Raw genomic sequence first — 24,191 nt, forward strand, 5'->3', positions numbered from 1 at the left:
TTAGCTCGCAACAAATTCTTTTAAAACCGCTACAACGTAATCTATTTCTTCTTTCGTATTGAATTTGCTAAACGAAAAACGAATAGAGGGTTTTTGCTTGTCTTCTTCTGAAAGGATATGGTCTAAAACATGCGACCCCTTGCCGCTACCACTTTGGCAAGCGCTTCCTTTAGAACATGCTATGCCCTTTAAATCTAACTGAAACGGTAAGGTTAAAGCTTTTTCTGGCGACATGGGCAAACAGGCGTTAATTAACGTATAGGTGCTTTTAGTATTGTCGTGGCAATTGCCGTTAAATTTCACCGCTGGTATTGCAGCTTCTAGTTGCGATTTAAAATAATCTTTTAAACCTTGAACATAGGTGCGTTCCTCGTTTAAGTTATCGTAAGCCAGTTTAAACGCCGTCTCTAATCCTTTTATATTATGAACCGACTCGGTACCGGCACGGTAACCGCGTTCTTGTGCGCCTCCAAAAATTAGCGGTTTAAGGTTGCTGTCTTTTCTTATGTAGGCAAAACCTACCCCTTTCGGGCCATGAAACTTATGAGCAGCTGCCGTCATAAAATCAATAGGAATTTGTTGCACGTCCCACTCATAATGTCCTATAGACTGTACAGTATCGCTATGAAACAAAGCGTTGTGTGCCTTGCAAAGCGCTGCAACGTGCTGGATGTCTAAAATGTTACCTACTTCGTTATTAACATGCATTAAACTCACCAATTTTTTATCGTTGTTTTCAGCAAGCAATTGCTCTAGATGGTCGTAATCTGGCGTGCCACATGCCTGAAGCTTAACATACGCCACACGAATGCCGTATTCACTTTTTAGTTCTTCTACAGTATGTAAAACCGCATGGTGTTCTATAGCCGACGTAATGATTGTTTTTACATCACCATCGCGTACGGCACAACGCAATATCATGTTATCGGCCTCTGTACCACCAGACGTAAAAATAATTTCCTGCGGTAAGGCATTTAAATATTTGGCTATGGTTTTTCTGGTTGTTTCTACAATAGTCTTAGATGCGCGCCCAAAAGCATGGGTAGATGACGGATTGCCATAGCTATGGCTTAAAACATCTTGAATGTCGTTTATCACTTCTTCCCTTACCTGGGTAGTTGCAGCACTATCTAAGTATACAGACTTCATAAACTGAATATTTATAAGGTTTTGTTAATTGTGGCACAAAAATATTCAAATAAAATTATTTACTGGGGACAACATTCCTATATTTAACAATATCTTTTATTTTTGTCCCTATTAAAGAAAATGCTATGCGAAAATATGTCTTGCTTTTTGGTTTATTAACCAGTTTTTTGTCTTGTGATGATGGTGATGTTTTTACAGTTTCGTTAGATTTTGACGATACCTTTAACATCTGTGGCGATGTTGTTTTCTACAAAACAAAATCTGACCCCAACGAGTCACTTTCGCTAAAAGTAACCAGTCCTATTAATTCTTTAGAAGACATTATAGCAACAGAACCTATTGTTGATGGCGACCTTACCTTAGTGCAGCTGGTAAACCCAGAAATTACAGGTACCATAAACGGCTCGAGCAATGCCTTTAATTACAGAACCTATAATTCGGCCGTTGGAAACAATGCTTTTTGTAGCGATGTACCACCTTCTAATCTAAACATTGCCGAAGACTACTCGAGTACAAGTGGCACCTTTACCATTACAACAACACTAATTGAAGACGATAATGATGGAATTCCAGCCGAAATGGAAGACCGAAACGGAAATGGCGATTTAAACGACGACGATACCGATGGCGATGGCATACCAAACTACTTGGATGAAGATGACGATGGCGATAACGTTTTAACAAAAACCGAGCTTATCGACTCTGATTTGGTAGACAGCAACAACGATGGCGATAATGACGATGATACAGACAACGACCCACTAACCAACCCTGTTGATACCGATGACGATGGCGTACCAAACTATTTGGACAATGACGATGATGGCGATGGGATACTAACCATAAACGAAGAAAACCAAACCCAAAACCAAAATCCGGCCAACGATTTTACCAATCCCAATGTGGCCGACTACCTTAACCCAGATGTAAGTACCGAGGTTCTAGCAACCGAATACCGCACGCATGAAATAAAACAGGTATTTGTTATCGACATCTTTATTGAAAATATTTCGTTTTCTAACTTAAACCAAAGCACCTTCGATTTTGGTACTAAGGAAATCTCTACCGAAAGCAGGGATTTTACCCCAGAGTTTTAGTTGGAATCGGGCGTTGCATTCTGGTAGATATACACCTCGGTAGCACCCAAACCGTACTTTTTATAATCGGCATCGTAATATTTTACGTTATACCTACCAAACAAGTATTCCAGTTCCATTTTTAGAACGCCTTCGCCAACACCATGAATAAACACCATTTTCTGGAACCGTTTTCTAATGGCAAATTCCAATTGCCGTCTGGCCGTATCAACCTGTAAAGTTAACATGTCGTGGTTAGTCATACGTCCTGGGGTGTCGGTAAGCTGGTGAATGTGTAAATCGACTTCAAAAGTTGGTTGGTATTTATCTTTGGCTTTTTTCTTTTGAGATTGTTGGCGCCTTTTGGGCAATTGTTTCTCTTTTAGAGCCTCTACACTTGGGGCGACTTCCGAAGTATTAATCGCATCATCAATAACCACCAATTCATTTTCTGCAAACTCCAAATCAAAGCCATCGCAGCAAACAACAACTTTTCCGGCTTTTACCGAAACAACCGTGCCCGTTAAATCCTCATCTAAAACCGATACCGTTTGCCCTACTTTAATTTCCATAAGCTAGTTTTCGTGATGCTCTTCTTCAGATTTACTCGGAATTGATCGTGAAATACGATAAACCCCTAACATTAAACAAAACAGCCCTAAAATTAATATGGTTGTGTCTTGTTTTTCATCGGCTTGCGCATATATGGCTACTACTGCGCCAATTATAACAAGAAGATAATTTATAATTTTATTAAATTTCATTTTGAGTGTACTTAGGCATTGAAATAACAAAAATACGTTTAATTACATTCTATTTCCATTAAAATTAATTAGTACTTTAGTCCAAAACAAAAAAAGATGGCGCTTGGAGCGGAAAATTTTATGCTACCTTGCTTAAACAAACAAATTTTAGGGTTTGATTGTATGGGCTGTGGCATTCAACGAGCTTTTGTTCTCTTGGCCAATGGCGAGTTTTTAGCAGCGTTTAAAATGTACCCTGCCATTTACACCTTAATGGCTTTAGCTTTGTTTATTGGTCTTAATTTTTTCTTTAACTTCAAACATTCAAATAAAATTATTAACCTGCTTGCCATACTATCGGTTGTTACCATCGTGGTAAGCTTTTTTATTAAAACTGTGAATTAAATATTATGGAACAACAAAAACTCAACCCTACCCTTGTTTATGTCTTGTCTATTCTTGGTTTACTTTGCTGCTGCTTTGGTGGCTTAGGATTTATCTTGGCAGGAATTGCCTTTTTTGTAGCTAAAAGCAATTTAAAAAAGGCTCAGCTAGCCCCCGAGAGTTACGACCCCGGAAGTGTTAAAGCTATGAACACCGCTAAAATTGTGGCTCTTATTATTTTAGCCATTAACGTGCTGTACTTTGTGGCTACTATTTATAGAATAGCTACTGTTGGCTGGGATGAGATTATGGAGCAATCGCAACAGATGATGGAGCAATGGCAACAACAGAGCAATTAATCTCCTCCTTATATCATTTAAAAGTGGCTTAAACAGTCACTTTTTTATTATTTTTGGATAAATTTTTTATACGCTATAACCTATGGAAATTAAACCAACCAGACCAAACAGTTACTTAGCACTTGCAATTATTAGCACCATTTTATGTTGCTTACCCGCAGGTATTGTAAGTATTATTTACGCCACAAAAGTAAACACCCTTTACGAAGACGGAAAATATGATGAAGCCGAAAAAGCCTCGAAAAATGCCAAAACATGGGGCATTGTATCTATTGCACTAGCCGTACTAATATATGTGGTGGTGTTTGCTATTTATGGTCTTGCAATTTTTGCAGCATTAGCAAATGGTGGTGATTTTTAAACTTCGGTTTTTTATATACCTTATTATAGCGATACTGCTTATTGGCGCAGTATCGCTATATTTTTTAATTAATCCTGCCGAGGCAAACATCTTTCCGCCTTGTCCGTTTCACACCGTAACAGGACTTTACTGCCCGGGTTGTGGTAGCCAAAGGGCCATACACGACATTTTAAATGGTAATTTGCTACAAGGCTTTGGCCACAACTATTTGTTTTTGCTCTTGTTTTTTGTGCTGGGCTATGAGGCCTTAACCTGGATACGGGCCAAATGCTTTAACAAAACAACCTACAACCTTATAAACACTTCAAAATTTACCATAGCGGTGCTGGTTGTTGTACTTGTATTCTGGTGTTTAAGAAACCTCCCCTTCTACCCGTTTACCATGTTAGCACCATAAAAAAATGTGACCAGCTTTAACACCGATCACATTTTCTATAACGATATAAAAACGTTGGTTAGTTTACTTCTCGAATGCTTTTAACGTTTTAATAATTATAGACACACAGTCCAATAACTGCGCTTTATCCATAACTAAAGGTGGTGCAAAACGAATGATGTTACCATGAGTTGGCTTAGCCAACAAACCATTATCACGAAGGGCCAAACAAATGTTCCAAGCGGTTTCGCTTTCTTCGTCATCGTTTATAACAATGGCGTTCAATAAGCCTTTACCTCTTACAAGCTTAACAATATTACTTTCGGCTATATAATTGTTTATCTCTGCTCTAAAAAGTTGTCCTAAAGTTTCGGCGTTGTCGGCTAGGTTTTCCTCTTTTACGACGTCTAACGCAGCCATGGCTACAGCGGCGGCAACAGGGTTCCCTCCAAATGTGCTCCCGTGACTTCCAGGAGTTATAACGTCCATAATATCATCATTTGCCAGTACGGCACTTACAGGGTAAGCTCCACCACTTAGGGCCTTTCCTAAAATTAAGATGTTAGGCTTTACATTTTCATGATCGCAAGCCAAAAGTTTTCCTGTTCTAGCAATTCCTGTTTGTACCTCATCGGCTATAAACAGCACATTATACTTTTCGCAAAGGGCTTTGGCTTTTTGCAAATAACCTTCGGTTGGCACATAAACACCAGCCTCTCCCTGAATGGGCTCTACTAAAAACCCAGCTACATTAGGATTGTTTTTTAAGGCCGCTTCTAAAGCTTCTAAATTGTTATAATCAATTTTAATAAATCCTTGGGTGTATGGGCCAAAGTTTTTTCTGGCTACGGGATCGTTAGAGAACGAAATGATGGTTGTCGTTCTTCCATGGAAATTGTTTTCGCAAACAATAATTTCGGCTTGATTTTCATCAATACCTTTTTCTTGGTAAGCCCAGCGTCTACAAATCTTTAAAGCAGTTTCTACAGCTTCGGCTCCTGTGTTCATGGGTAGCAGTTTATCAAACCCAAAATATGTTGTTGCATATTTTTCAAATCGTCCCAACATATCGTTGTAAAACGCTCTAGAAGTTAAGGTAAGGGTTTGTGCCTGTGTGGTCATCGCCTCAACAATCTTAGGGTGACAATGCCCTTGGTTTACGGCAGAATAAGCCGATAAGAAATCGTAATATTGTTTGCCTTCTACATCCCAAACATATACGCCTTTACCTTTGCTTAAAACCACAGGTAGTGGGTGGTAATTGTGTGCGCCATATTTGTTTTCTAAATCCATCGCCTGCTGCGATGACAATTGGTCTAAAACAGCCATTTTTAATAAAATTTATGTGTGAAAAAATACCTATTCCTTCTCTACCTTTATTCTTCCGAAGTCTCGAAAATTCAGCGTGGGAGAGAAATCATCCCTAAGCGTCCGCAAATTACTAAATATTAACTGCTCTTTAAAATATTTAACAGGTGTTTTTTGCTATAAAAAAACATCCTACTTTTGCAGCATGTCTAGAAAAAACAGAAAGAAAGTTTTTACCGAACTTGAGGTTATCGATGCAGGAGCAAAAGGCAAGGCCATTGCCAAAGCCCCCGATGGAAAGGTTATTTTTTTATCAAACGCCGTACCTGGCGATATAGTAGATGTGCAAACCTTTAAAAAACGCAAAGCCTATTACGAAGGAAAAGCCACCGTATTTCATAAATATTCAAGCAAACGCACCCAGCCTGTTTGCGAACATTTTGGCACCTGTGGCGGCTGCAAATGGCAAAACATGGCTTACGAACACCAATTGCAATACAAGCAAAACGAGGTTGTAAACAATTTAACCCGTTTAGGGCATATCGAGTTGCCTAGTAATACCACCATTCTAGGAGCTGAGGAACCGTATTTCTACCGAAACAAAATGGAATTCTCGTTTAGCGATAGCCGTTGGTTAACCCAAGACGAAATCAATTCTGAAGAAGACTTAGGCGATAAAAATGCCCTTGGCTTCCACATTCCCGGCATGTGGGATAAAATTTTAGACATTAAAAAATGTTGGTTACAAAAAGACCCTTCTAACGATATTAGAAATTTTATTAAGACTTTTGCTGTAGAAAACCAACTCGAGTTTTTTAATACTAGACAACAAAGCGGCTTTTTACGTACCCTAATGATAAGAACGGCAACAACCGGCGACCTTATGGTTTTGGTGCAGTTTTTTAAAGAAGACAAAGCCAAACGCGAATTACTTTTAGATGCTTTAGCCGAAAAATTTCCCGAAATCAGTGCCCTTCTTTATGTTATAAACGAAAAAGGTAACGATACCATTTACGATCAAGACGTTATAACCTACAAGGGGAACGCTTTTATTTTTGAAGAAATGGAAGGCTTAAAGTTTAAAATTAACGCCAAATCATTTTACCAAACCAATTCCAAACAAGCCTACGAACTTTATAAAGTAACCCGCGATTTTGCTGGGCTAACTGGCGACGAGCTTGTTTACGATTTATATACAGGAACCGGAACCATTGCCCAATTTGTTGCCAAAAAAGCCAAAAAAGTTATTGGTGTAGAAGCCGTTCCAGAGGCCATTGAAGCTGCCAAAGAAAACGCGCAACTAAACAACATTGAAAACACCGCATTTTTTGCCGGCGACATGAAAAACATCTTTAACGATGCGTTTATTGCAACCCACGGCAATCCCGATATTATTATTACCGATCCCCCAAGAAACGGCATGCATAAAGATGTTGTTAAGCAAATCCTAAATATTGCACCAAAAAAAATAGTTTATGTAAGTTGCAATACGGCTACGCAGGCAAGAGACCTAGCATTAATGGACGCCATGTACAAAGTCACCAAAATTAAACCTGTCGACATGTTTCCGCAAACGCACCATGTAGAAAATGTTGTACTTTTGGAAAGAAGATAAAATTATTATGAAAAAAATAACGGTTGCTCTTTTGCTCTTTCTAACCCTTTTGGCCTGCGAACGCGACGATATCTGTTCTGAAAGCAACACCACGGCCCGCATTAAAATCGCCTTTTTCGATGCCAACCTTCCTAATGAAGACGCGCCCAAAACCGTGTTTAAGCTTCGCGTGCAAGGTGTGGGCAACGACAACGTTTTAGAAGGCTACAATGCAACCGATAAAAGCGACATGTTATTGCCCCTTAAAACGACCGAAAACACCACCCAATATAAAGTGCATAAAAACTATAGTGTTGACGACAACGACAACATCTTGGGCAATGAGGATATAATTACCATTTCCTACACTTTAGAGCAAGAATACCTTTCCAGAGCCTGCGGCTACAAAACCGTTTTTAAGAACGTAACTATAACCGTAGAAGATGATGGCAATACCTGGATACAAAACATTTTGCCTGCGAATGATAATCTTATAGTCGATAATGAAGATGAAATACATTACAACATTTACCATTAACACCATTTGCCTACTGTTTTTCGTTAGCTTAAGTGCCCAAAACGATAGTATTCCAGAGCAGCCCCAAGTGGTCGACTCGTTAAAAACAAAACAAAAATACGGCATACGCCTTGGGGGCGACATAGGTAAATTAATCCGTTCGTTTGTCGATGATGATTATACCGGATTCGAGATTAATGGAGATTACCGACTTACCAAAAAATGGTATCTGGCTGGCGAAATAGGTGCCGAAGAAAAATTTACCCAAAACGACCAACTAACCAACACCACAAAAGGCACCTACTTTAAAGCAGGTGTAGATTATAATGCTTACGACAATTGGTACGGCATGGAAAACATGATTTATGGTGGCTTTAGAATTGCCGCAAGCACGTTTTCGCAAACCTTAGAATCGTATAGTGTATACGCCGAAAACCAATATTGGGCACCACAATACACCCATGAAGTGCCTACCGAGTTTAGCGGTCTATCGGCATTATGGGGCGAAGTTATTGTTGGACTAAAAGTAGAAATCCTAAACAATTTATACCTTGGCGCCAATGTTCAGTTTAAATACACCATTAACCAAGATCAGCCCGAAGGATTCGAAAACCTCTACGTTCCTGGCTATCATAAAACTTACGACAGTGGAGATTTTGGATTTGGCTACGGCTACAACCTCTCTTATTTAATTCCGTTGTTTAAAAAAAACAAAAACTAATCCACCGGGAAAATCTCGTATAAAAACGGGCTTCCCTTTCAAATAACCTTAGAGGTTTATTATCTTTGCACACCTAAACAGAATTGCATTTTATGAAGATTTCTTACAATTGGCTTAAGCAATTTATACAAGTAGATTGGGACGCCGAAAAAACGGGCGAATTACTTACAGATCTAGGACTAGAAGTAGAAGGCATAGAGCGCTTTCAATCTGTAAAAGGCGGCCTAGAAGGCATTGTTGTTGGTGAAGTACTCACTTGCGAACAACACCCCAATGCAGATCGTTTAAAAGTTACCACCGTTAATATAGGAGAACAGGAGCCCGTACAAATTGTATGTGGCGCCCCTAATGTTGCTAAGGGCCAAAAAGTGCCAGTAGCCACTATAGGAACCACACTATACACCCCCGAAGGCGAAGCCTGGAAAATTAAGAAAGGGAAAATACGAGGTGAATCCAGCTTCGGTATGATATGTGCCGAAGACGAATTGGGCCTAGGAAAATCGCACGAAGGAATTATGGTTTTAAGTGCTGCATTAACACCGGGAAAACCCCTAGCAGAAGTGTTTCAGGTTGAAAACGACCAAGTTTTCGAAATTGGGCTAACACCAAACCGTGCAGATGCCATGAGCCATTTTGGTACCGCTAGAGACCTTAAGGCTGGTTTGCTTCAAAAAGATATAAACTTAGAGTTAATTACCCCTTCGGTAAGTGCCTTTCATGTAGACAACCGCACCCAGCGTATAGATGTGGATGTAAAAGATTACAATTTAGCACCTAGGTATTGTGGTGTGACCATTTCTGGTTTAAAAGTAGAAGCATCGCCCGCTTGGCTAAAAAACAGGTTACAAGCCATAGGCATTACCCCTAAAAACAATGTTGTAGATGCAACCAACTACGTGTTACACGAGCTTGGGCAACCACTGCATGCGTTTGATGCCGCCAAGATAACAGGCAATAAAATTGAAGTTAAAACACTTCCTGCAGGAACAAAATTTACAACCCTAGACGAGGTTGAACGCGAACTTCATGAAGAAGATCTTATGATTTGCGATGCGGAAAAACCCATGTGTATTGCAGGGGTTTTTGGCGGATTGAGCTCTGGCGTGACCGAAACCACAACAAGCATTTTCCTAGAAAGTGCCTATTTTAATCCTGTTTCTGTAAGAAAAACAGCTAAAAGACATGGTTTAAATACCGATGCTTCTTTTAGATTTGAAAGAGGAATAGACCCGAACATTACAGAATACGCCCTTAAGCGTGCGGCTTTGTTAATTCAAGAGATTGCCGGTGGCGAGATTACAAGCGATGTATATGATACCTACCCTAAAAAGATTGAGGATTTCCAAGTACGTTTAAGTTTTGACAACGCCAAGAAACTTATTGGTCAAGACATTCCTAAAGAAACCATTAAAGGTATCTTAATGTCGTTGGGCATAAAAATAAACAATGTTACCGAGGCCGGACTAGGGCTTACCATACCCGCTTACAGGAACGATGTGCAAAGGGAAGCCGATGTTATTGAGGAAGTTTTACGCGTGTACGGTTACAACAACATAAAAACAACAGAAAAACTTAACGCCTCGATTTCTAATACCTCGAGGTTTGAAGACTATAAAGTTCAAAACATTATTGGCAATCAACTGGCTTCACAAGGGTTTTACGAAATGCTTTCAAACTCTTTAACCACGGCCAAGTATACAGCACTTAGCGAACAATTACAACACGACCACAGCGTTGAAATGCTTAACCCTTTAAGCAACGATTTAAGTGTGTTGCGCCAAAGCATGTTGTTTTCTGGGCTAGAAGCCATAAACCACAACATTAATAGAAAACGCAACAACCTAAAGTTATTCGAGTTTGGTAAAACTTACCACGACTTTAATGGAACGCGCCAGGAGTTTAAACGCTTGTCGGTGTTTGTTTCGGGAAATCGCGACAACCAACGTTGGAATACTGTTGTAAAAGAAAGCGATTTCTTCTACCTAAAAGGCATTATCCAAACCATTTTAGAGCGTTTAGGCATTTCTGGCACCACTATTTCGCCCATGCAGAGCGATTTGCTTTCTGAAGGCATTATCCTTTCTAAAAAAAGTCAGCAACTGGTAGAATTTGGTTTGATTAAGAAGCCCGTGTTAAAGGCGTTTGATATTGCCCAAAATGTGCTTTATGCCGAATTTAATTGGGACAATATTTTAAACATTATAAAAGCAAACCATGTCTCGTACACCGAAATTCCAAAATACCCTGAGGTAAGACGCGATTTTGCTTTACTAATAGACCAAAAGGTTTCGTTTGAAGACATTGATAAAATTGCCACACAAACCGAAAAAAACCTGTTAAAGGATGTAGACCTGTTTGATGTTTACCAAGGAAAAAACCTCCCCGAAGGCAAGAAAAGTTATGCTGTAAGTTTTACACTACAAGACAAGAACAAGACACTAACAGATAGCCAGATTGATAAAATCATGAAAAAGCTCCAAACCAATTTCGAAAAACAACTTGGTGCCGAGTTACGATAATAAAAAAGCCTGTTAAAAACAGGCTTTTTTATTATTGCATCCTTAACATGCTAACACCGTAATTTTTCGTATCTTTATTAGGCAACCATAACCTCATTAAATTATGGATTCTACCTATAAAAAAATTTACACCGGAAATTTTATCGTGGTTCAGCTTATTGTGGACAAACTAGAAGCAATAGACATTAACCCCATATTAAAAGACGAATCGGAGTCTGGTCGCTTAGCGGGATTTATGGCCTCTATCCCTGGTCTTCAAGACATTTATGTAAGTGAAGACGAACTAGAAGCAGCGCTTCCTATTGTAGAAAGCGTTGTTAGCGAGCTAGAAGCCAATAATGCCAATTAGTTAAGCTGTTACCGCGTACATTTTATCGCGAAGCTCTTTAATTTTAGGGTCTTGCATGTACTCGTCAAATGTCATGTATCTGTCAATAACACCGTTTGGTGTTAGCTCTACAATTCTATTACCTACGGTTTGGGCAAACTCGTGGTCGTGTGTGGTTAATAGTACGGTTCCCTTAAAGTTTTTTAAAGAGTTGTTAAATGCGGTAATACTTTCTAGGTCTAAGTGGTTTGTTGGTTCGTCCAGCATGAGTACATTGGCTCTAACCATCATCATTCTACTTAGCATACAACGCACTTTTTCGCCTCCAGAAAGTACATTACACTTTTTAAGCGCCTCTTCACCACTAAAAATCATTTTCCCTAAAAAGCCACGAATGTAAACCTCTTCGCGCTCTTCTTCGGTCTTGGCCCATTGGCGTAACCAATCTACCAGCGTTAAATCGCTATTAAAAAACTCGCTATTATCTAGTGGCAGGTAAGATTGGGTGGTTGTAATTCCCCAAGCAAATTCGCCAGAGTCTGCTTTTTCCTTGTCATTTATTATTTGGTAAAATGCCGAAGTAGCTCTAGAATCTTTAGAAAACACAACAACCTTATCGCCTTTTGCCAAGTTAAGGTCGATGTTATTAAATAACGTCTCGCCTTCTAATGAGGCCGAAAGCCCTTCAATATTTAAAATTTGGTCACCAGCCTCGCGATCTCTTTCAAAAATAATGGCCGGATAACGGCGACTAGAAGGCTTAATTTCTGAAACGTTTAGTTTCTCTATCATTTTCTTTCTAGAAGTGGCTTGTTTAGACTTTGCTACGTTTGCAGAAAAACGTCTAATAAACTCCTCTAGTTCTTTCTTTTTATCTTCGGCTTTTTTGTTTTGTTGCGCGCGTTGTTTAGCGGCCAATTGTGAAGACTCGTACCAGAACGAATAGTTACCTGAATAGTGGTTTATTTTACCAAAATCGATGTCGGAAATGTGTGTACAAACGGCATCTAAAAAGTGACGGTCGTGCGATACAACGATAACGCAATTGTCGTAGTTAGCCAAGAAATTTTCCAACCACGAAATGGTTTCGTAATCTAGGTCGTTTGTCGGCTCGTCCATAATCAACACATCGGGGTTTCCAAACAATGCTTGGGCCAACAACACCCGTACTTTTTGTTTCCCGTCAAGGTCTTTCATTAAGGTGTAATGAAGCGCTTCTGATATTCCTAAATTAGAAAGTAAAGCCGCAGCACCACTTTCGGCGTTCCAGCCGTCCATTTCTTCAAATGTTACTTGAAGCTCCCCTATCTTTTCGGCATTTTCATCGGTGTAATCGGCATATAGTTTGTCTATTTCCGTTTTTATCTCGAATAGTGGCTTGTTACCGCGTAAAACCGTTTCTAGCACAGGAAATTCATCATACACATTGTGGTTTTGTTCTAACACCGACATGCGTTTTCCGGGTTCTAAATGAACGTGACCTGATGTGGCGTCCTGCTTTCCTGAAAGGATTTTTAAAAATGTAGATTTTCCAGCACCGTTGGCACCAATAATCCCATAACAATTTCCTTGGTTAAAGGTCGTATTTACTTCATCAAACAAAACACGCTTCCCAAATTGGACCGATAAGTTAGATACTGATAACATTTTTCTAGGTTTTAATTTTTTGCAAAAGTAGAAAAAAGCTCCTACATGCAGAAGCAAAACCTTGCTTAATAATATTTAACAACGTATTAACAACGCATCAGCGTTGCAAAGGGTATTTTTGTACATTATGAAGTTACCTACATTTTTACCTATGTTCTTTTGCAGGGCAAGCCTTTTGTTTGCTTTGGGAGGGCTTGTTATTGCTTGTCAGGAAGATAGCAGCACAACCAGCGCTTCGGCCTATTTGGGCGGCGAAATTATTAACCCAAAAGACAGAACGGTTTACATAACTACTACCGATGCTAGGGCGATTGATACGTTAACCTTAGACGACCGCAACAGGTTTCTTTATAAATTTGACAGCTTGGTGCCTGGGTTATATTCCTTTAGGCTCTCTGCTGCAGATGGCCTGGAGCATCAAATTGTATTGGTCGAGCCCAACGACAGTATTATGCTTAGACTAAACACACTCGAGTTCGACGAGTCTTTGGTTTACACTGGTAAAGGAGCTAAAAAGAACAACTACCTTATAAACCTTTTTCTTGAAAGCGAGCAGGACGACAAGAAAGTACTCGGGTTTAGCCAGCTTTCGCCAAAGGCGTTTGAGGCTCATGTAGACTCCATGAAAGCCCTTAAACTTAAAGCATTAAAAAAGTTTTCATCAGAAAATACGGTCTCCAAACGGTTTATTAACCTTATTGAGACCAACATTAATTACGATTATTATTTAAGTAAAGAGGTTTATCCGTTTGTTAATTACTCGAGCAGTGAGCGCAACATTATTAAATCGCTACCCGAGAGTTTTTATGCCTACAGAACAGATATAGACTACAGCATTCAAAATGTTAGGGACTACTTCCCCTACTACCCATTTTTAAAACATCATTTTGAAAATCTGGCCCTAACCGAACATTTTAAAACCTCTAACGACAGTATATTAAACAGAAAATGCCTAGGTTATAACTTAACCCGTTTAAAGCTTATTGATAGTTTGGTTAAAAACGACGACATGAAAAACCAATTGCTAATCAATACGGCCATAGAGTTTATTAGCGACAATAAAAATGTTAAGGACTACGACTCGCTTTTGGTTTCTTTTAAAGCTAAAAGCACAGATCGTTACCACACCGATTATTTAAACAATATTGTGGCTTCGCTTAAAGTTTTAAAGCCAGGAAACAAGCTTCCTAAACTATACGTTTACGATATTGATAACAACACACATACCTTAAACCAGCTTGTTAAAAACAAGCCTACGGTTATGTATTTTTGGAGGCAATCGTATTTAAGGCACTACCAAGACTCTCACAAAAAAATAGAGGAGCTTAAAGTGAAATACCCCGAAATTAATTTTGTGGCTTTAAACATAAACGAGACCAGCAGCCAAGCTTGGAAAGACCATTTAAAACAGTATAAATACCCTACAAAAAGCGAATATTTGTTTGTAGATCCTAAAAAGGCAAAACAAGATTTGGCCATTTACCCCATTAACAAAGTGATTTTATTAGACAATCAGGGAAAAATTATTAATGCACAGACCAACATGTTTTCCCTACATTTTGAAAAGCAACTGCTAGAAGCCTTAAACCAATAAATAAAAAAGCCTCGAAATTTATTCGAGGCTTTTTTTATGGTAAGTAATACAGGTCTTATTAGTTTCCTTTTTTATAATCTGCTAAAAACTTTTCCAGTCCGATGTCTGTTAGCGGGTGTTTTAACAACCCGGAGATAGAACTTAAAGGCCCTGTCATAACATCGGCTCCAATTTTAGCACAATCAATTACGTGCATGGTATGGCGAACCGAAGCAGCTAAAATTTGTGTTTCGAAAGCGTAGTTGTCGTAAATGTGGCGAATTTCAGAAATTAAATTCAAACCATCTGTCGATATATCATCCAAACGGCCTATAAATGGCGACACATAAGTTGCTCCTGCTTTTGCAGCTAGTAGTGCTTGTCCTGCAGAGAACACTAAGGTTACGTTGGTTTTAATGCCTTTATCGCTAAAGTACTTACAGGCTTTAACCCCATCTTTAGTCATAGGTAGTTTAATAACAATCTGGTCATGTAGCTCGGCTAAAGCCTCGCCTTCTCTTACCATGCCTTCAAAATCGGTAGAAATAACCTCTGCACTTACATCGCCATCTACAATATTGCAAATGTCAACATAGTGTTTCATAATATTGTCGTGCCCTGTAATGCCTTCTTTGGCCATTAAAGACGGGTTGGTTGTTACCCCATCTAAGATGCCCATGTCCTGAGCTTCTTTAATTTGCTCTAGGTTTGCCGTATCGATAAAAAATTTCATCTGATTAAATTCGTTTTAGTTGTGTTAATTCTCGTCCTGCAAAATTACAATTTATAATGGTTCATTAATAACCTTTCGTAAACTTTATCGGGTAAAATACGCTTTAAGACAATGGAGAATTTTTGCATGGTTTCCCCTACCTTATAATGCCCTTTTGGGTGCGTTGTTGTAATAACCTTAAGTATGGCATTTGCCATAATTTTAGGGTCTTGCCCACTATTTACATGCTCATCCATTAAGGTTAAGGTGTTTCCGTAGGATGTCTTATAAGGTGAATTCTCTTTTACCGGGGCATGGTACCGTCCTGCAGCAATATTTGTAGCAAAATCGCCTGGAGCCACATTGGTCATTTCTATATTAAAAGGTTTTAATTCCATTCTATAGGCTTCGGTAATCAATTCCAGAGCGCCTTTGCTGGCACTATAAACCCCTCTAAAAGGCAATCCCATGTATCCTGCAATAGATGTGATGTTAATAACCAGTCCCGACTGCTGCTTGCGCATTTGTGGCAGCACTGCCTTAATCACGTTTAAAGGGCCAAAAAAGTTCGTTTCAAAATTGCGTTTTATCTCTTCCTCCGGAATTTCCTCTATAGGACCTGTTATTCCTGCTCCGGCATTGTTTATTAACACATCTAACCGTCCTGCTTTGCTAATAACCTCGGCAACTGCCGTTTTAATGGTTACAACATCTGCGACATCTAAGGCCACTAAAGGAAATTTGCTGTTCGGGTAGTTGTTTGGTGTGCGGCTGGTCCCGTAAACCTGAAAACCCTTTTCTGTTAGAAACTCACCAACAGATTTCCCTATTCCAGAAGAACCTCCTGTAATTAAAATAACTTTAGCCATGATTATAAAATTTATTGGGGTAAAAATACAACTTAAAAGGAAAGTAAAGCGCATAAAAAAAGGCAAGCTACCTACATCACACTGCTACAACCGCGTACCTTTGCTGCGTTCCCGCCCTGGAGGATTCTGCAGGAGCTAGTTGTGTAGGACTTGCCGACTGCAAAGATACAACCTTTTAATACTTTTACAATGATTTTTTAAACTGAATTTTATTGAATACATTGCCTGAAATTATTTTAAAAACCATGAATGCTGTTAAGCTCCTTATTGTCACCACGTTATTTGCTTTTATAACTTCCTGCGGAAACAATGTTGCAGAGATGAAAAAGCACCTTACAATCAATGCAAACCAAGCTAACCAGTCTTTTTTGCTTGGAGAACCCCTAGACGTTAGCATAAACAACCCAAAAAACTACGATATTGGCGATGTTTCGTTCTCGCTTGACGGCAATGCGATTACTAAAAAAACAACCCTGACCAATATGAAACTTGGCGAGCATACCATTACAGCTCAAATGCAATTAAATGGGGAGCTAGAAACCATTACCAAAACCATTACGGTTTTAAACAATAAAACACCTAAGGTTTATACCTTCGACATTATTAACGAATATCCCCACGATATTACGTCCTATACCCAAGGCCTAGAGTTTTACAAGGGCGAGCTTTACGAGAGCACAGGCCAGTACGGTAGCTCTAAACTTCGCAAAGTAAACTACAAAACAGGAGAGGTTTTGAAAAATCACAACGTCCCTAACGAATATTTTGCCGAAGGCATAACCATTTTTAACCACCAAGTATACCAGCTTACTTGGCGACGAGGAATTGGGTTTGTTTACAATGTAGAAACCTTTGAAAAAACCGGATCTTTTAAATACAACAACAGCAAACAAGGCTGGGGCCTTTGCAACGATGGCAAAGTGCTGTACAAAAGCGATGGCACCGAAAAAATCTGGACGCTAGATCCTGAAACCCTTGCCGAGAAAAGCTACATTCAAGCTTACCACAATAAAGGAAAAGTTGTCGAACTAAACGAACTAGAATGGGTAAACGGAAAAATATATGCTAACCGCTGGGAGAAAAATGGCGTAGCCATAATTAACCCTGAAAATGGCGCTGTTGAAGGGGTTATCGACTTCTCTTCCCTACACAAAAAAGTAACCCAACACCCCAAACTCGATGTGTTAAACGGGATTGCCTATAACCCAGAAACGCAAACGCTTTTTGTAACAGGTAAGCTTTGGGATAAATTATTTGAAGTTAAAATTGTAGAATAACTGGAAGCTTTTCGAAACAAAATTAGATTTATGTATAAAAATAAATCCTAAAAAAACGGCCCCGTTATTTTATAAACCATGCAGGATATTGTAATAAATCATTGATTTAAAAGTTTTACTTTAGCACTTAAACCCTTTCCTATGAAACGCATTGCCACTTTCACCATCTTTTCCCTATTCATCCTGCTGTGGAGCTCCTGCCGAAAAGAATTGGATTTTGACACAAAATCTGGTGGATTGGTATTTTCTAAAGACACCGTGTACCTAGACACCGTTTTCTCCAATATTGGCTCGAGCACCTACAACCTTAAGGTGTACAACCAAAGTGATGATAATATTAGCATTCCTTCGTTAAGGTTAGCGTTTGGCGAAAATTCGGAATACCGATTAAATGTAGATGGTGTTGCTGGTAAGGAGTTTCAAGATGTAGAAATTCTAGCCAACGATAGCATGTACGTTTTTGTAGAAACAACGATAGATATTAATAACTTGCCTAACACCAATGGCGAATTTCTTTATACCGATAAAATTGAGTTTGGAACTGGCGTCAACATGCAAACGGTAGACCTAGTAACCTTAGTAAAAGACGCCTATTTTATTTATCCAGACCGCGACAATACCACAGGAATTGTTGAAACCCTTACTCTAAATATTGGTGGCGAACAAGTAGAAACCAACATTCAAGGGCGTTATTTACTTCCCGAAGAACTTACCTTTACCAACGAAAAACCTTATGTAGTTTATGGCTTTGCCGCAGTACCCAATGGCGAGACACTAACCGTAGATGCTGGAGCACGGGTGCATTTTCATGCCGATTCTGGGCTTTTGGTTTCAGAAGGTGCTTCGCTTAATGTGAATGGCGCTTTAAGTTCTGATTCTGAGGTATTGGAAAATGAGGTGATTTTTGAAGGCGACAGGCTAGAACCATCCTTTTCTGAAGTTCCCGGACAATGGGGCACCATTTGGCTTTTTGAAGGTAGTGTAAACAACACCATTAATTACGCAACCATAAAAAATGCTTCGGTAGGCATTTTAAGCGATGGTAATGCGAATGACATTAATGATAAATTAACCATAACCAACTCGCAAATTTACAATTCCAGCAATTATGGTATTTTGGGTAGAAACACTTCTATCGCAGCAGAGAATATCGTAATCAACAATGCAGGTCTAACCTCGTTTGCAGGAACATTAGGAGGCAAATACAACCTTACACATTGCACCATTGCCAACTACTGGAGCAATGGTTTTAGGCAATTTCCAGCACTGTTGCTAAACAACTTTCAAGAGGATGGCCAAGGCACGGTTTTCCTTGCCGATTTAACCGAAGCCAACTTTAACAACTGCATTATCTATGGCAATGACAATCCGGAATTTATTCTAGATGAAATAAGCGACGACCAAGTTGCTTTCAACTTTAAGTTTACCCATTCCTTATTGAGATTTGATGACCCCAACAATAGCTTTAACGGGCCTAATTACAATTTTGATGATGTAACCAAGTACAACAACAATGTTTTTAATGAAAACCCATACTTTAAAAACCCACAAAACAACCAAATGGCTATTGGCGAAAACTCTGCTGCCAACGGCATAGCAACACCTTTAATACCTGCTGGCACCGATATTTTAGGTACGCCAAGAGATAACAATACTCCAGATAGCGGTGCGTACGAGAGTGCCCCTTTCGAGGATTAATTGCTTTATGGAAAATACCCAAATGTTTTTATTAGGAAATGATTAACAGCCCATTAACATCAGCCTAACAGTTGAAACGTTAATTTTAGCTTAGTTAATTTAAAAGCTATTAATCAAAATACCCGAACAGATGAAACATATTATTACCATTGCCTTTATGATTACCTCATCAGTAACCAATGTAGAGGACACGCAAAAACAAGTGGCCGAGAGTTCTTGCTCCAATCTCACCGAAAAAATTGACAATCACCACACGATTACGGTAAAAAAATTAGCATTATAACAAGAAAAAAGCCTGTAAAAATTACAGGCTTTTTGTTTTATTGAGGTGTTTAAAAAACGCGTATTGCTTAAGAAAACAAGGGTTTATCTCCCATCATGGTATTTACCTTAGCCGCTACTGCACTAAGTGTTTCTTCGTCTTGGTAGTTCATGATAACCTCATCAATCAAATCGACAATAGCTTTCATATCGGTTTCTTTTAAACCTCTGGTGGTTACTGCCGGTGTTCCTACTCTAATCCCCGAAGTTACAAATGGCGATTTATCATCAAAAGGCACCATATTTTTATTTACTGTAATATCTGCCTTAACTAAAGCCGCTTCAGCATCTTTTCCAGAAACCGCTTTATTTCTCAGGTCGATTAACATCATGTGGTTATCGGTACCTCCAGAAATAATGTGATAGCCTTTTTCAACAAACGCCTCGGCCATGGCTGCTGCATTTTTCTTCACCTGAAGGGTATAGTGCATAAAATCCTCGGTTAAAGCTTCGCCAAAGGCAATGGCTTTGGCCGCAATAATATGTTCTAATGGTCCACCTTGATTTCCTGGGAATACAGCAGAGTTTAACAAGGTTGACATTTTCTTTAGGTTGCCATTTTTAAGCTTTAAGCCAAATGGGTTATCAAAATCCTGACCCATCATAATCATACCGCCTCTTGGGCCACGTAATGTTTTATGTGTTGTGGTTGTTACAATGTGGCAATGTGGCAACGGATCGTTTAAAATGCCTTTAGCGATTAATCCTGCTGGATGCGAAATATCGGCCATAAGTATGGCGCCTACCATATCTGCAATTTCACGAAAACGCTTAAAATCCATATCTCGCGAATAAGCCGACGCACCTGCTATAATTAATTTCGGACGTTCCTTTTTGGCCACTTCCTCTACGTGGTTGTAATCTATTATGCCGGTTTCTCTATCAACTCCATAAAATACTGGACGATAAAGCTTGCCCGAAAAGTTAACTGGAGAACCGTGTGTTAAATGCCCGCCATGGGACAAATCGAACCCTAAAATAGTATCGCCTGGTTTTAAACAAGCAGCAAAAACCGCTGTATTGGCTTGGCTTCCCGAGTGTGGCTGTACGTTTACGTATTCGGCATTAAATAAAGCCTTGGCTCGGTCTATCGCTATTTGCTCGACCACATCTACAACCTCACAACCGCCATAATAGCGTTTTCCAGGGTAACCTTCGGCATACTTGTTTGTAAGTACAGATCCTGCAGCTTCCATAACTTGGTCGCTCACAAAATTTTCTGAAGCAATCAGTTCTAAACCATGTAACTGTCTTTCATGCTCCTCTTTAATTAACTCAAATATTTGTTCGTCGCGTTGCATTTTTATAGTATTCGTTAAAAATTAATCAAAAATAATAAATCCATTAGTTTAATACATCAAAAAACATATATTTACTTAGAGAAGTCGTTATTTTTAAAAAACGGCCTCAGTGAACCTATTTTTTTAGCTTGAATTTTAGTATTAAAATAAAAAGTTATGTAGGTTTGAATAGAATTTAATAAACAAAAAACAACCTTTAGTTATGCAAATTTCAGCTAACAACCCTAATAGAAAATCTTGGCTTCATGTTGATAAGAATTCAGATTTTCCCATTCAAAACATTCCGTTTGGGGTGTTTTTAACCCGAGACGACATTATTACTATAGGAACCCGTATTGGAGATACTGCCATTGATCTTGGGGCCTTGCACCAGCTTGGTTATTTTGATGACATTCCCTTAACAGACGATATTTTTCTTCAAGATTCGCTAAACGATTTTATTGCCGATGGCCGAAAAACTTGGCGTATGGTTAGAAATCGTATTGCCGATATTTTTGACGAAGAAAACGACACGCTAAAGAACAACAAAAAACACAAAGAGATTGTTTTATTTAGATTAGACGAAATTGAAATGCAATTGCCTGTACAGATTGGCGATTACACCGATTTTTACTCGAGCATAGAACACGCCACAAACGTAGGCACCATGTTTCGCGATCCAGACAATGCCCTTTTGCCTAACTGGTTACACATTCCGGTAGGATATCATGGCAGAAGCAGCTCGATTATTCCATCTGGAATACCTGTACACAGACCACAAGGGCAAACCATTCCTGCCGATAGCGATACCCCAGTATTTGGGCCTTCGAAGTTGGTAGATTTTGAATTGGAAATGGCCTTTATTACAACCGATGCTAACGATCTGGGGGAACCCATTCCTGTTAATGAAGCCGAAGAGTACATCTTTGGGCTTGTGCTATTTAACGACTGGTCTGCTAGAGACATTCAAAAATGGGAATACGTCCCATTAGGCCCATTTTTAGCTAAAAACTTTGCGTCTTCCATTTCACCTTGGATTGTTACCCTTGATGCTTTGGAGCCTTACCGTGTAGAAGGTCCTAAACCATTAAAACCACAGTTGCCGTATTTGCAATATAAAGGGAAAAAGAGTTTCGACATTAATCTTGAAGTCGCCTTAAAACCTAAAACAGCCAAAGAAACGGTTATCTGCAAATCCAACTTTAAATACATGTACTGGAACATGTCTCAGCAATTGGCACACCACACGGTTAATGGCTGCCCAGTAAATTCTGGTGACATGATGGGAAGTGGCACCATATCTGGTCCTACTCCAGATTCTTATGGTTCTATGTTAGAGCTTACCTGGAAAGGCAGCAAGCCCATAACCTTAGAAGATGGCTCTGAACGTAAGTTTATAAACGATTACGATACGGTTATTATGCGTGGTTTCTGCGAAAAAGAAGGGACCCGTATTGGTTTTGGAGAAGTCTCTACACAACTTCTACCTGTTTACAACCCGAAGAAAAACAAATAATATCTTGAATATAAAACCTCCCACATTCCGACCATTAAGTTTGTTGAAGTGTGGGAGTTTTTTTATTGCTTCTTGGTGTTATCAATCCAACGGTCTATTTTTTCTTCTAAAAATTGTAACGGAATACATCCTGTTTCCAAGACTTGGTCATGAAACGCCCGAATATCAAATTTTTCTCCCAAACTGGCTTCGGCTTTGTCACGTAGTTCCATAATTTTCAATTGCCCTATTTTGTAAGATAATGCCTGTCCCGGATTGGCCATATAGCGTTCAATCTCGCTTTCAATTTTAGCTATTGGAATGGCTTCATTTTCCAAACAATATTGAATGGCCGCTTCCCTACTCCAACCTTTGGCATGCAACCCCGTATCTACAACGAGTCTTACTGCACGATGAATTTCACTACTTAACATCCCAAAATATTGATAGGGATCTTTGTAAAGCCCTAGTTCTCTACCCATACTTTCAACATATAAAGCCCAACCTTCACCATAGGCGCTATACCAAAGTGTTCTTCTGAAGTCTGGTAAATTCTCATTTTCTTGCTGAAACGATACCTGAAAATGATGCCCCGGAATGGCTTCATGAAGGAACAAACTTTCTTTATTAAAAATGTTATAGTCCGTCACTACAGGAATGGGTGTGTAAAAAATTCCTGGCCTACTACCATCTAACGCACCAGGACTGTAATTGGCCGCAGCCGATTTTTCTCTGAATGGTTCTGTTCGTCTAACTTCAAATTCAGTTTTGGGTTGTTTGCTGAACAATTGGTCTAATTGCGGAAGCATAACTTTATGAATGCTATCATACCAAGCTATCACTTGCGAGCGCTCTGTAAATGGCATCAAATCTTTTTTAGTTCTCACAAATTCAAAAAAGGCATTTAAATCACCTTCAAAACCAACTTCCTTTTTAACCTCTTCCATTTCCCCTCTAATTCTTGCCACTTCGCTAAGACCAAGTTCATGAATCTCATCGGCAGTCATAGTGGTGGTGGTATATTTTTTTATTTGAAAGTTGTAATACGCTTGACCTAGTGGGGTAACCTTTGCTATACCAAAATCTTCTTTTCCAGCAGGCAGATAGTCTTCTTTTAAAAATTCTACCATTGCTTTGCTTGCGGGTATAATTTTGTTTTTTACCATGCTTGTATAGGCTTCGGTAAGTGTCGCTTTTTCTTCTTCGGTAAACGACTCTGGGAAATTTGTTACGGGCGAATAGTACAGGTTGTCCTCTAGGGCTGCTGTCGATAAAATTTCAAACTGCGGAATTACCTTTAGGGTTAGCGATTTTGGTAAAACATAGCCCTCGGCTATACCTGTTTTCATATTTTCCTTAGCCGAATTGAGCCAAACCAAATAAGCATCAACACGCGTTAACCAATGTTCATAATCGGCCACTGTCTTGAAGGGTTGCGACGTAGCACCACTTGCCCATTTATTAAAATCTAAATTTTTAGACCACATTTGATCTATAGGCATCAAATCTTTCTTAAAATTGAATTCTCCCAAATTTATATCACAATCCCAAAGCAAAACATCTTTAGTCATACGTTCGGTCTCATCCAGCAAAGAATCAGGAATTGCATTTAGCTTTCCTTTATATTTAGTGTAATAGGCTTTTTTCTTGGCTTTATAATCTTGTGAAAGGAAATTTGGATATTGGTCATTAAATCTATTATCCCCGGCGTTTGTAGCTTTAATGGGATTTAACACCAATCCTTCTTCATTAAAATCGGCCAGTAATTGAGCAAAATCTTTGCTTACATCAGGAGCATCATCACCTTTAACTTCTTTTTTACAAGAAATAAGCACCGTACTCAATAGGAAAAGAAATATAACTTTTTTCATCTCTAAAACGTAT

General features: G+C 39.1%; 24 protein-coding genes and 1 other RNA gene. 15 read left to right on the forward strand and 10 right to left on the reverse strand.

All coding sequences use genetic code 11. The features are described from left to right. A complete protein-coding gene (locus IA57_RS00180; RefSeq protein WP_036117636.1) occupies positions 1-1,149 on the reverse strand; it encodes a cysteine desulfurase family protein in 1,149 nt (382 codons plus the stop codon). Positions 1,150-1,274: 125 nt separating this feature from the next. On the opposite strand from IA57_RS00180, the gene IA57_RS00185 reads away from it, so the two are divergent. Next, positions 1,275-2,246, forward strand: a complete 972-nt coding sequence (locus IA57_RS00185; protein ID WP_036117639.1) for a hypothetical protein — start codon at positions 1,275-1,277, stop codon at positions 2,244-2,246. On the opposite strand, the gene IA57_RS00190 is transcribed toward IA57_RS00185, so the two are convergent. Beyond that, positions 2,243-2,797, reverse strand: a complete 555-nt coding sequence (locus IA57_RS00190) for a Smr/MutS family protein (protein WP_036117641.1) — start codon at positions 2,795-2,797, stop codon at positions 2,243-2,245. The two genes, IA57_RS00185 and IA57_RS00190, sit on opposite strands and share 4 nt — an antisense overlap. A 3-nt stretch (positions 2,798-2,800) precedes the next feature. After that, positions 2,801-2,989, reverse strand: a complete 189-nt coding sequence (locus IA57_RS00195; RefSeq protein ID WP_036117644.1) for a hypothetical protein — start codon at positions 2,987-2,989, stop codon at positions 2,801-2,803. 96 nt (positions 2,990-3,085) lie between these two features. On the opposite strand from IA57_RS00195, the gene IA57_RS00200 reads away from it, so the two are divergent. The 4 genes from IA57_RS00200 (at position 3,086) to IA57_RS00215 (ending at position 4,469) form a co-directional block, all read left to right on the forward strand. Further along, complete coding sequence (locus IA57_RS00200; RefSeq protein WP_036117647.1) at positions 3,086-3,373, forward strand: DUF2752 domain-containing protein; 288 nt, start codon at positions 3,086-3,088, stop codon at positions 3,371-3,373. Between the two features lie 5 nt (positions 3,374-3,378). Beyond that, positions 3,379-3,711, forward strand: a complete 333-nt coding sequence (locus IA57_RS00205; RefSeq protein ID WP_036117649.1) for a CCC motif membrane protein — start codon at positions 3,379-3,381, stop codon at positions 3,709-3,711. Between the two features lie 82 nt (positions 3,712-3,793). Beyond that, positions 3,794-4,072, forward strand: a complete 279-nt coding sequence (locus tag IA57_RS00210) for a CD225/dispanin family protein (protein ID WP_036117652.1) — start codon at positions 3,794-3,796, stop codon at positions 4,070-4,072. Continuing rightward, a complete protein-coding gene (locus tag IA57_RS00215; protein ID WP_036118663.1) occupies positions 4,056-4,469 on the forward strand; it encodes a DUF2752 domain-containing protein in 414 nt (137 codons plus the stop codon). Before IA57_RS00210 ends, IA57_RS00215 begins: the two co-directional genes overlap by 17 nt. A 63-nt stretch (positions 4,470-4,532) precedes the next feature. On the opposite strand, the gene rocD is transcribed toward IA57_RS00215, so the two are convergent. Next, positions 4,533-5,777 carry an ornithine--oxo-acid transaminase gene (rocD, locus tag IA57_RS00220; protein ID WP_036117655.1) on the reverse strand — a complete coding sequence of 415 codons (1,245 nt, stop codon included), beginning with the start codon at positions 5,775-5,777 and terminating at the stop codon, positions 4,533-4,535. A 184-nt stretch (positions 5,778-5,961) separates the two neighbouring features. On the opposite strand from rocD, the gene rlmD reads away from it, so the two are divergent. The 5 genes from rlmD (at position 5,962) to IA57_RS00245 (ending at position 11,456) form a co-directional block, all read left to right on the forward strand. Beyond that, a complete protein-coding gene (gene rlmD, locus IA57_RS00225; RefSeq protein WP_036117658.1) occupies positions 5,962-7,371 on the forward strand; it encodes a 23S rRNA (uracil(1939)-C(5))-methyltransferase RlmD in 1,410 nt (469 codons plus the stop codon). A gap of 7 nt (positions 7,372-7,378) precedes the next feature. Further along, entirely contained in the window at positions 7,379-7,888 is a 510-nt protein-coding gene (locus tag IA57_RS00230) for a DUF6452 family protein (RefSeq protein WP_131505662.1), read from the forward strand. Beyond that, entirely contained in the window at positions 7,860-8,588 is a 729-nt protein-coding gene (locus IA57_RS00235; protein WP_308418516.1) for a DUF6048 family protein, read from the forward strand. Before IA57_RS00230 ends, IA57_RS00235 begins: the two co-directional genes overlap by 29 nt. A 92-nt stretch (positions 8,589-8,680) precedes the next feature. Beyond that, the gene (pheT, locus tag IA57_RS00240; RefSeq protein WP_036117668.1) at positions 8,681-11,107 is read left to right on the forward strand and encodes a phenylalanine--tRNA ligase subunit beta; all 2,427 of its coding nucleotides are present in this window, start codon (positions 8,681-8,683) and stop codon (positions 11,105-11,107) included. Between the two features lie 103 nt (positions 11,108-11,210). Continuing rightward, entirely contained in the window at positions 11,211-11,456 is a 246-nt protein-coding gene (locus IA57_RS00245; RefSeq protein ID WP_036117671.1) for a putative signal transducing protein, read from the forward strand. Here the strand turns inward: IA57_RS00245 and IA57_RS00250 are convergent, their stop codons facing one another. After that, entirely contained in the window at positions 11,457-13,082 is a 1,626-nt protein-coding gene (locus IA57_RS00250) for an ABC-F family ATP-binding cassette domain-containing protein (RefSeq protein WP_036117675.1), read from the reverse strand. Positions 13,083-13,209: 127 nt separating this feature from the next. Here IA57_RS00250 and IA57_RS00255 point away from each other — a divergent pair, with 127 nt between their 5' ends. Next, positions 13,210-14,676 (forward strand): TlpA family protein disulfide reductase, encoded by a 1,467-nt coding sequence (locus tag IA57_RS00255; protein ID WP_229730311.1) that lies wholly within the window; start codon positions 13,210-13,212, stop codon positions 14,674-14,676. Between the two features lie 58 nt (positions 14,677-14,734). Here IA57_RS00255 and fsa read toward each other — a convergent pair whose 3' ends face one another. The 3 genes from fsa to ffs all read right to left on the reverse strand — a co-directional run bounded on the left by fsa (position 14,735) and on the right by ffs (position 16,392). Continuing rightward, positions 14,735-15,388, reverse strand: a complete 654-nt coding sequence (gene fsa / locus IA57_RS00260; protein ID WP_036117678.1) for a fructose-6-phosphate aldolase — start codon at positions 15,386-15,388, stop codon at positions 14,735-14,737. Positions 15,389-15,432: 44 nt separating this feature from the next. Then, on the reverse strand, positions 15,433-16,236 hold the full coding sequence (locus IA57_RS00265) for an SDR family oxidoreductase (RefSeq protein ID WP_036117682.1): 804 nt from the start codon (positions 16,234-16,236) through the stop codon (positions 15,433-15,435). Between the two features lie 57 nt (positions 16,237-16,293). Continuing rightward, positions 16,294-16,392, reverse strand: an RNA gene (gene ffs, locus IA57_RS12430) — signal recognition particle sRNA small type. Positions 16,393-16,448: 56 nt separating this feature from the next. Here ffs and IA57_RS00270 point away from each other — a divergent pair. The 3 genes from IA57_RS00270 (at position 16,449) to IA57_RS12615 (ending at position 19,494) form a co-directional block, all read left to right on the forward strand. Continuing rightward, on the forward strand, positions 16,449-17,513 hold the full coding sequence (locus IA57_RS00270; RefSeq protein WP_308418515.1) for a glutaminyl-peptide cyclotransferase: 1,065 nt from the start codon (positions 16,449-16,451) through the stop codon (positions 17,511-17,513). 141 nt (positions 17,514-17,654) lie between these two features. Beyond that, entirely contained in the window at positions 17,655-19,211 is a 1,557-nt protein-coding gene (locus IA57_RS00275) for a hypothetical protein (RefSeq protein WP_036117685.1), read from the forward strand. Positions 19,212-19,341: 130 nt separating this feature from the next. After that, the gene (locus IA57_RS12615; protein WP_160171679.1) at positions 19,342-19,494 is read left to right on the forward strand and encodes a hypothetical protein; all 153 of its coding nucleotides are present in this window, start codon (positions 19,342-19,344) and stop codon (positions 19,492-19,494) included. 67 nt (positions 19,495-19,561) lie between these two features. Here IA57_RS12615 and glyA read toward each other — a convergent pair whose 3' ends face one another. Then, positions 19,562-20,833 carry a serine hydroxymethyltransferase gene (gene glyA, locus IA57_RS00280; RefSeq protein WP_036117688.1) on the reverse strand — a complete coding sequence of 424 codons (1,272 nt, stop codon included), beginning with the start codon at positions 20,831-20,833 and terminating at the stop codon, positions 19,562-19,564. Positions 20,834-21,035: 202 nt separating this feature from the next. Here glyA and fahA point away from each other — a divergent pair, with 202 nt between their 5' ends. Then, positions 21,036-22,328: a fumarylacetoacetase gene (gene fahA, locus IA57_RS00285; RefSeq protein WP_036117691.1), complete on the forward strand. Its 1,293-nt coding sequence runs from the start codon at positions 21,036-21,038 to the stop codon at positions 22,326-22,328. Between the two features lie 62 nt (positions 22,329-22,390). Here fahA and IA57_RS00290 read toward each other — a convergent pair whose 3' ends face one another. Then, entirely contained in the window at positions 22,391-24,178 is a 1,788-nt protein-coding gene (locus tag IA57_RS00290) for a DUF885 domain-containing protein (RefSeq protein WP_036117694.1), read from the reverse strand. Between the last annotated feature and the right edge of the window lie 13 nt (positions 24,179-24,191).

The sequence above is a fragment of the Mangrovimonas yunxiaonensis genome (genome assembly GCF_000733475.1).
Classification (GTDB): domain Bacteria; phylum Bacteroidota; class Bacteroidia; order Flavobacteriales; family Flavobacteriaceae; genus Mangrovimonas; species Mangrovimonas yunxiaonensis.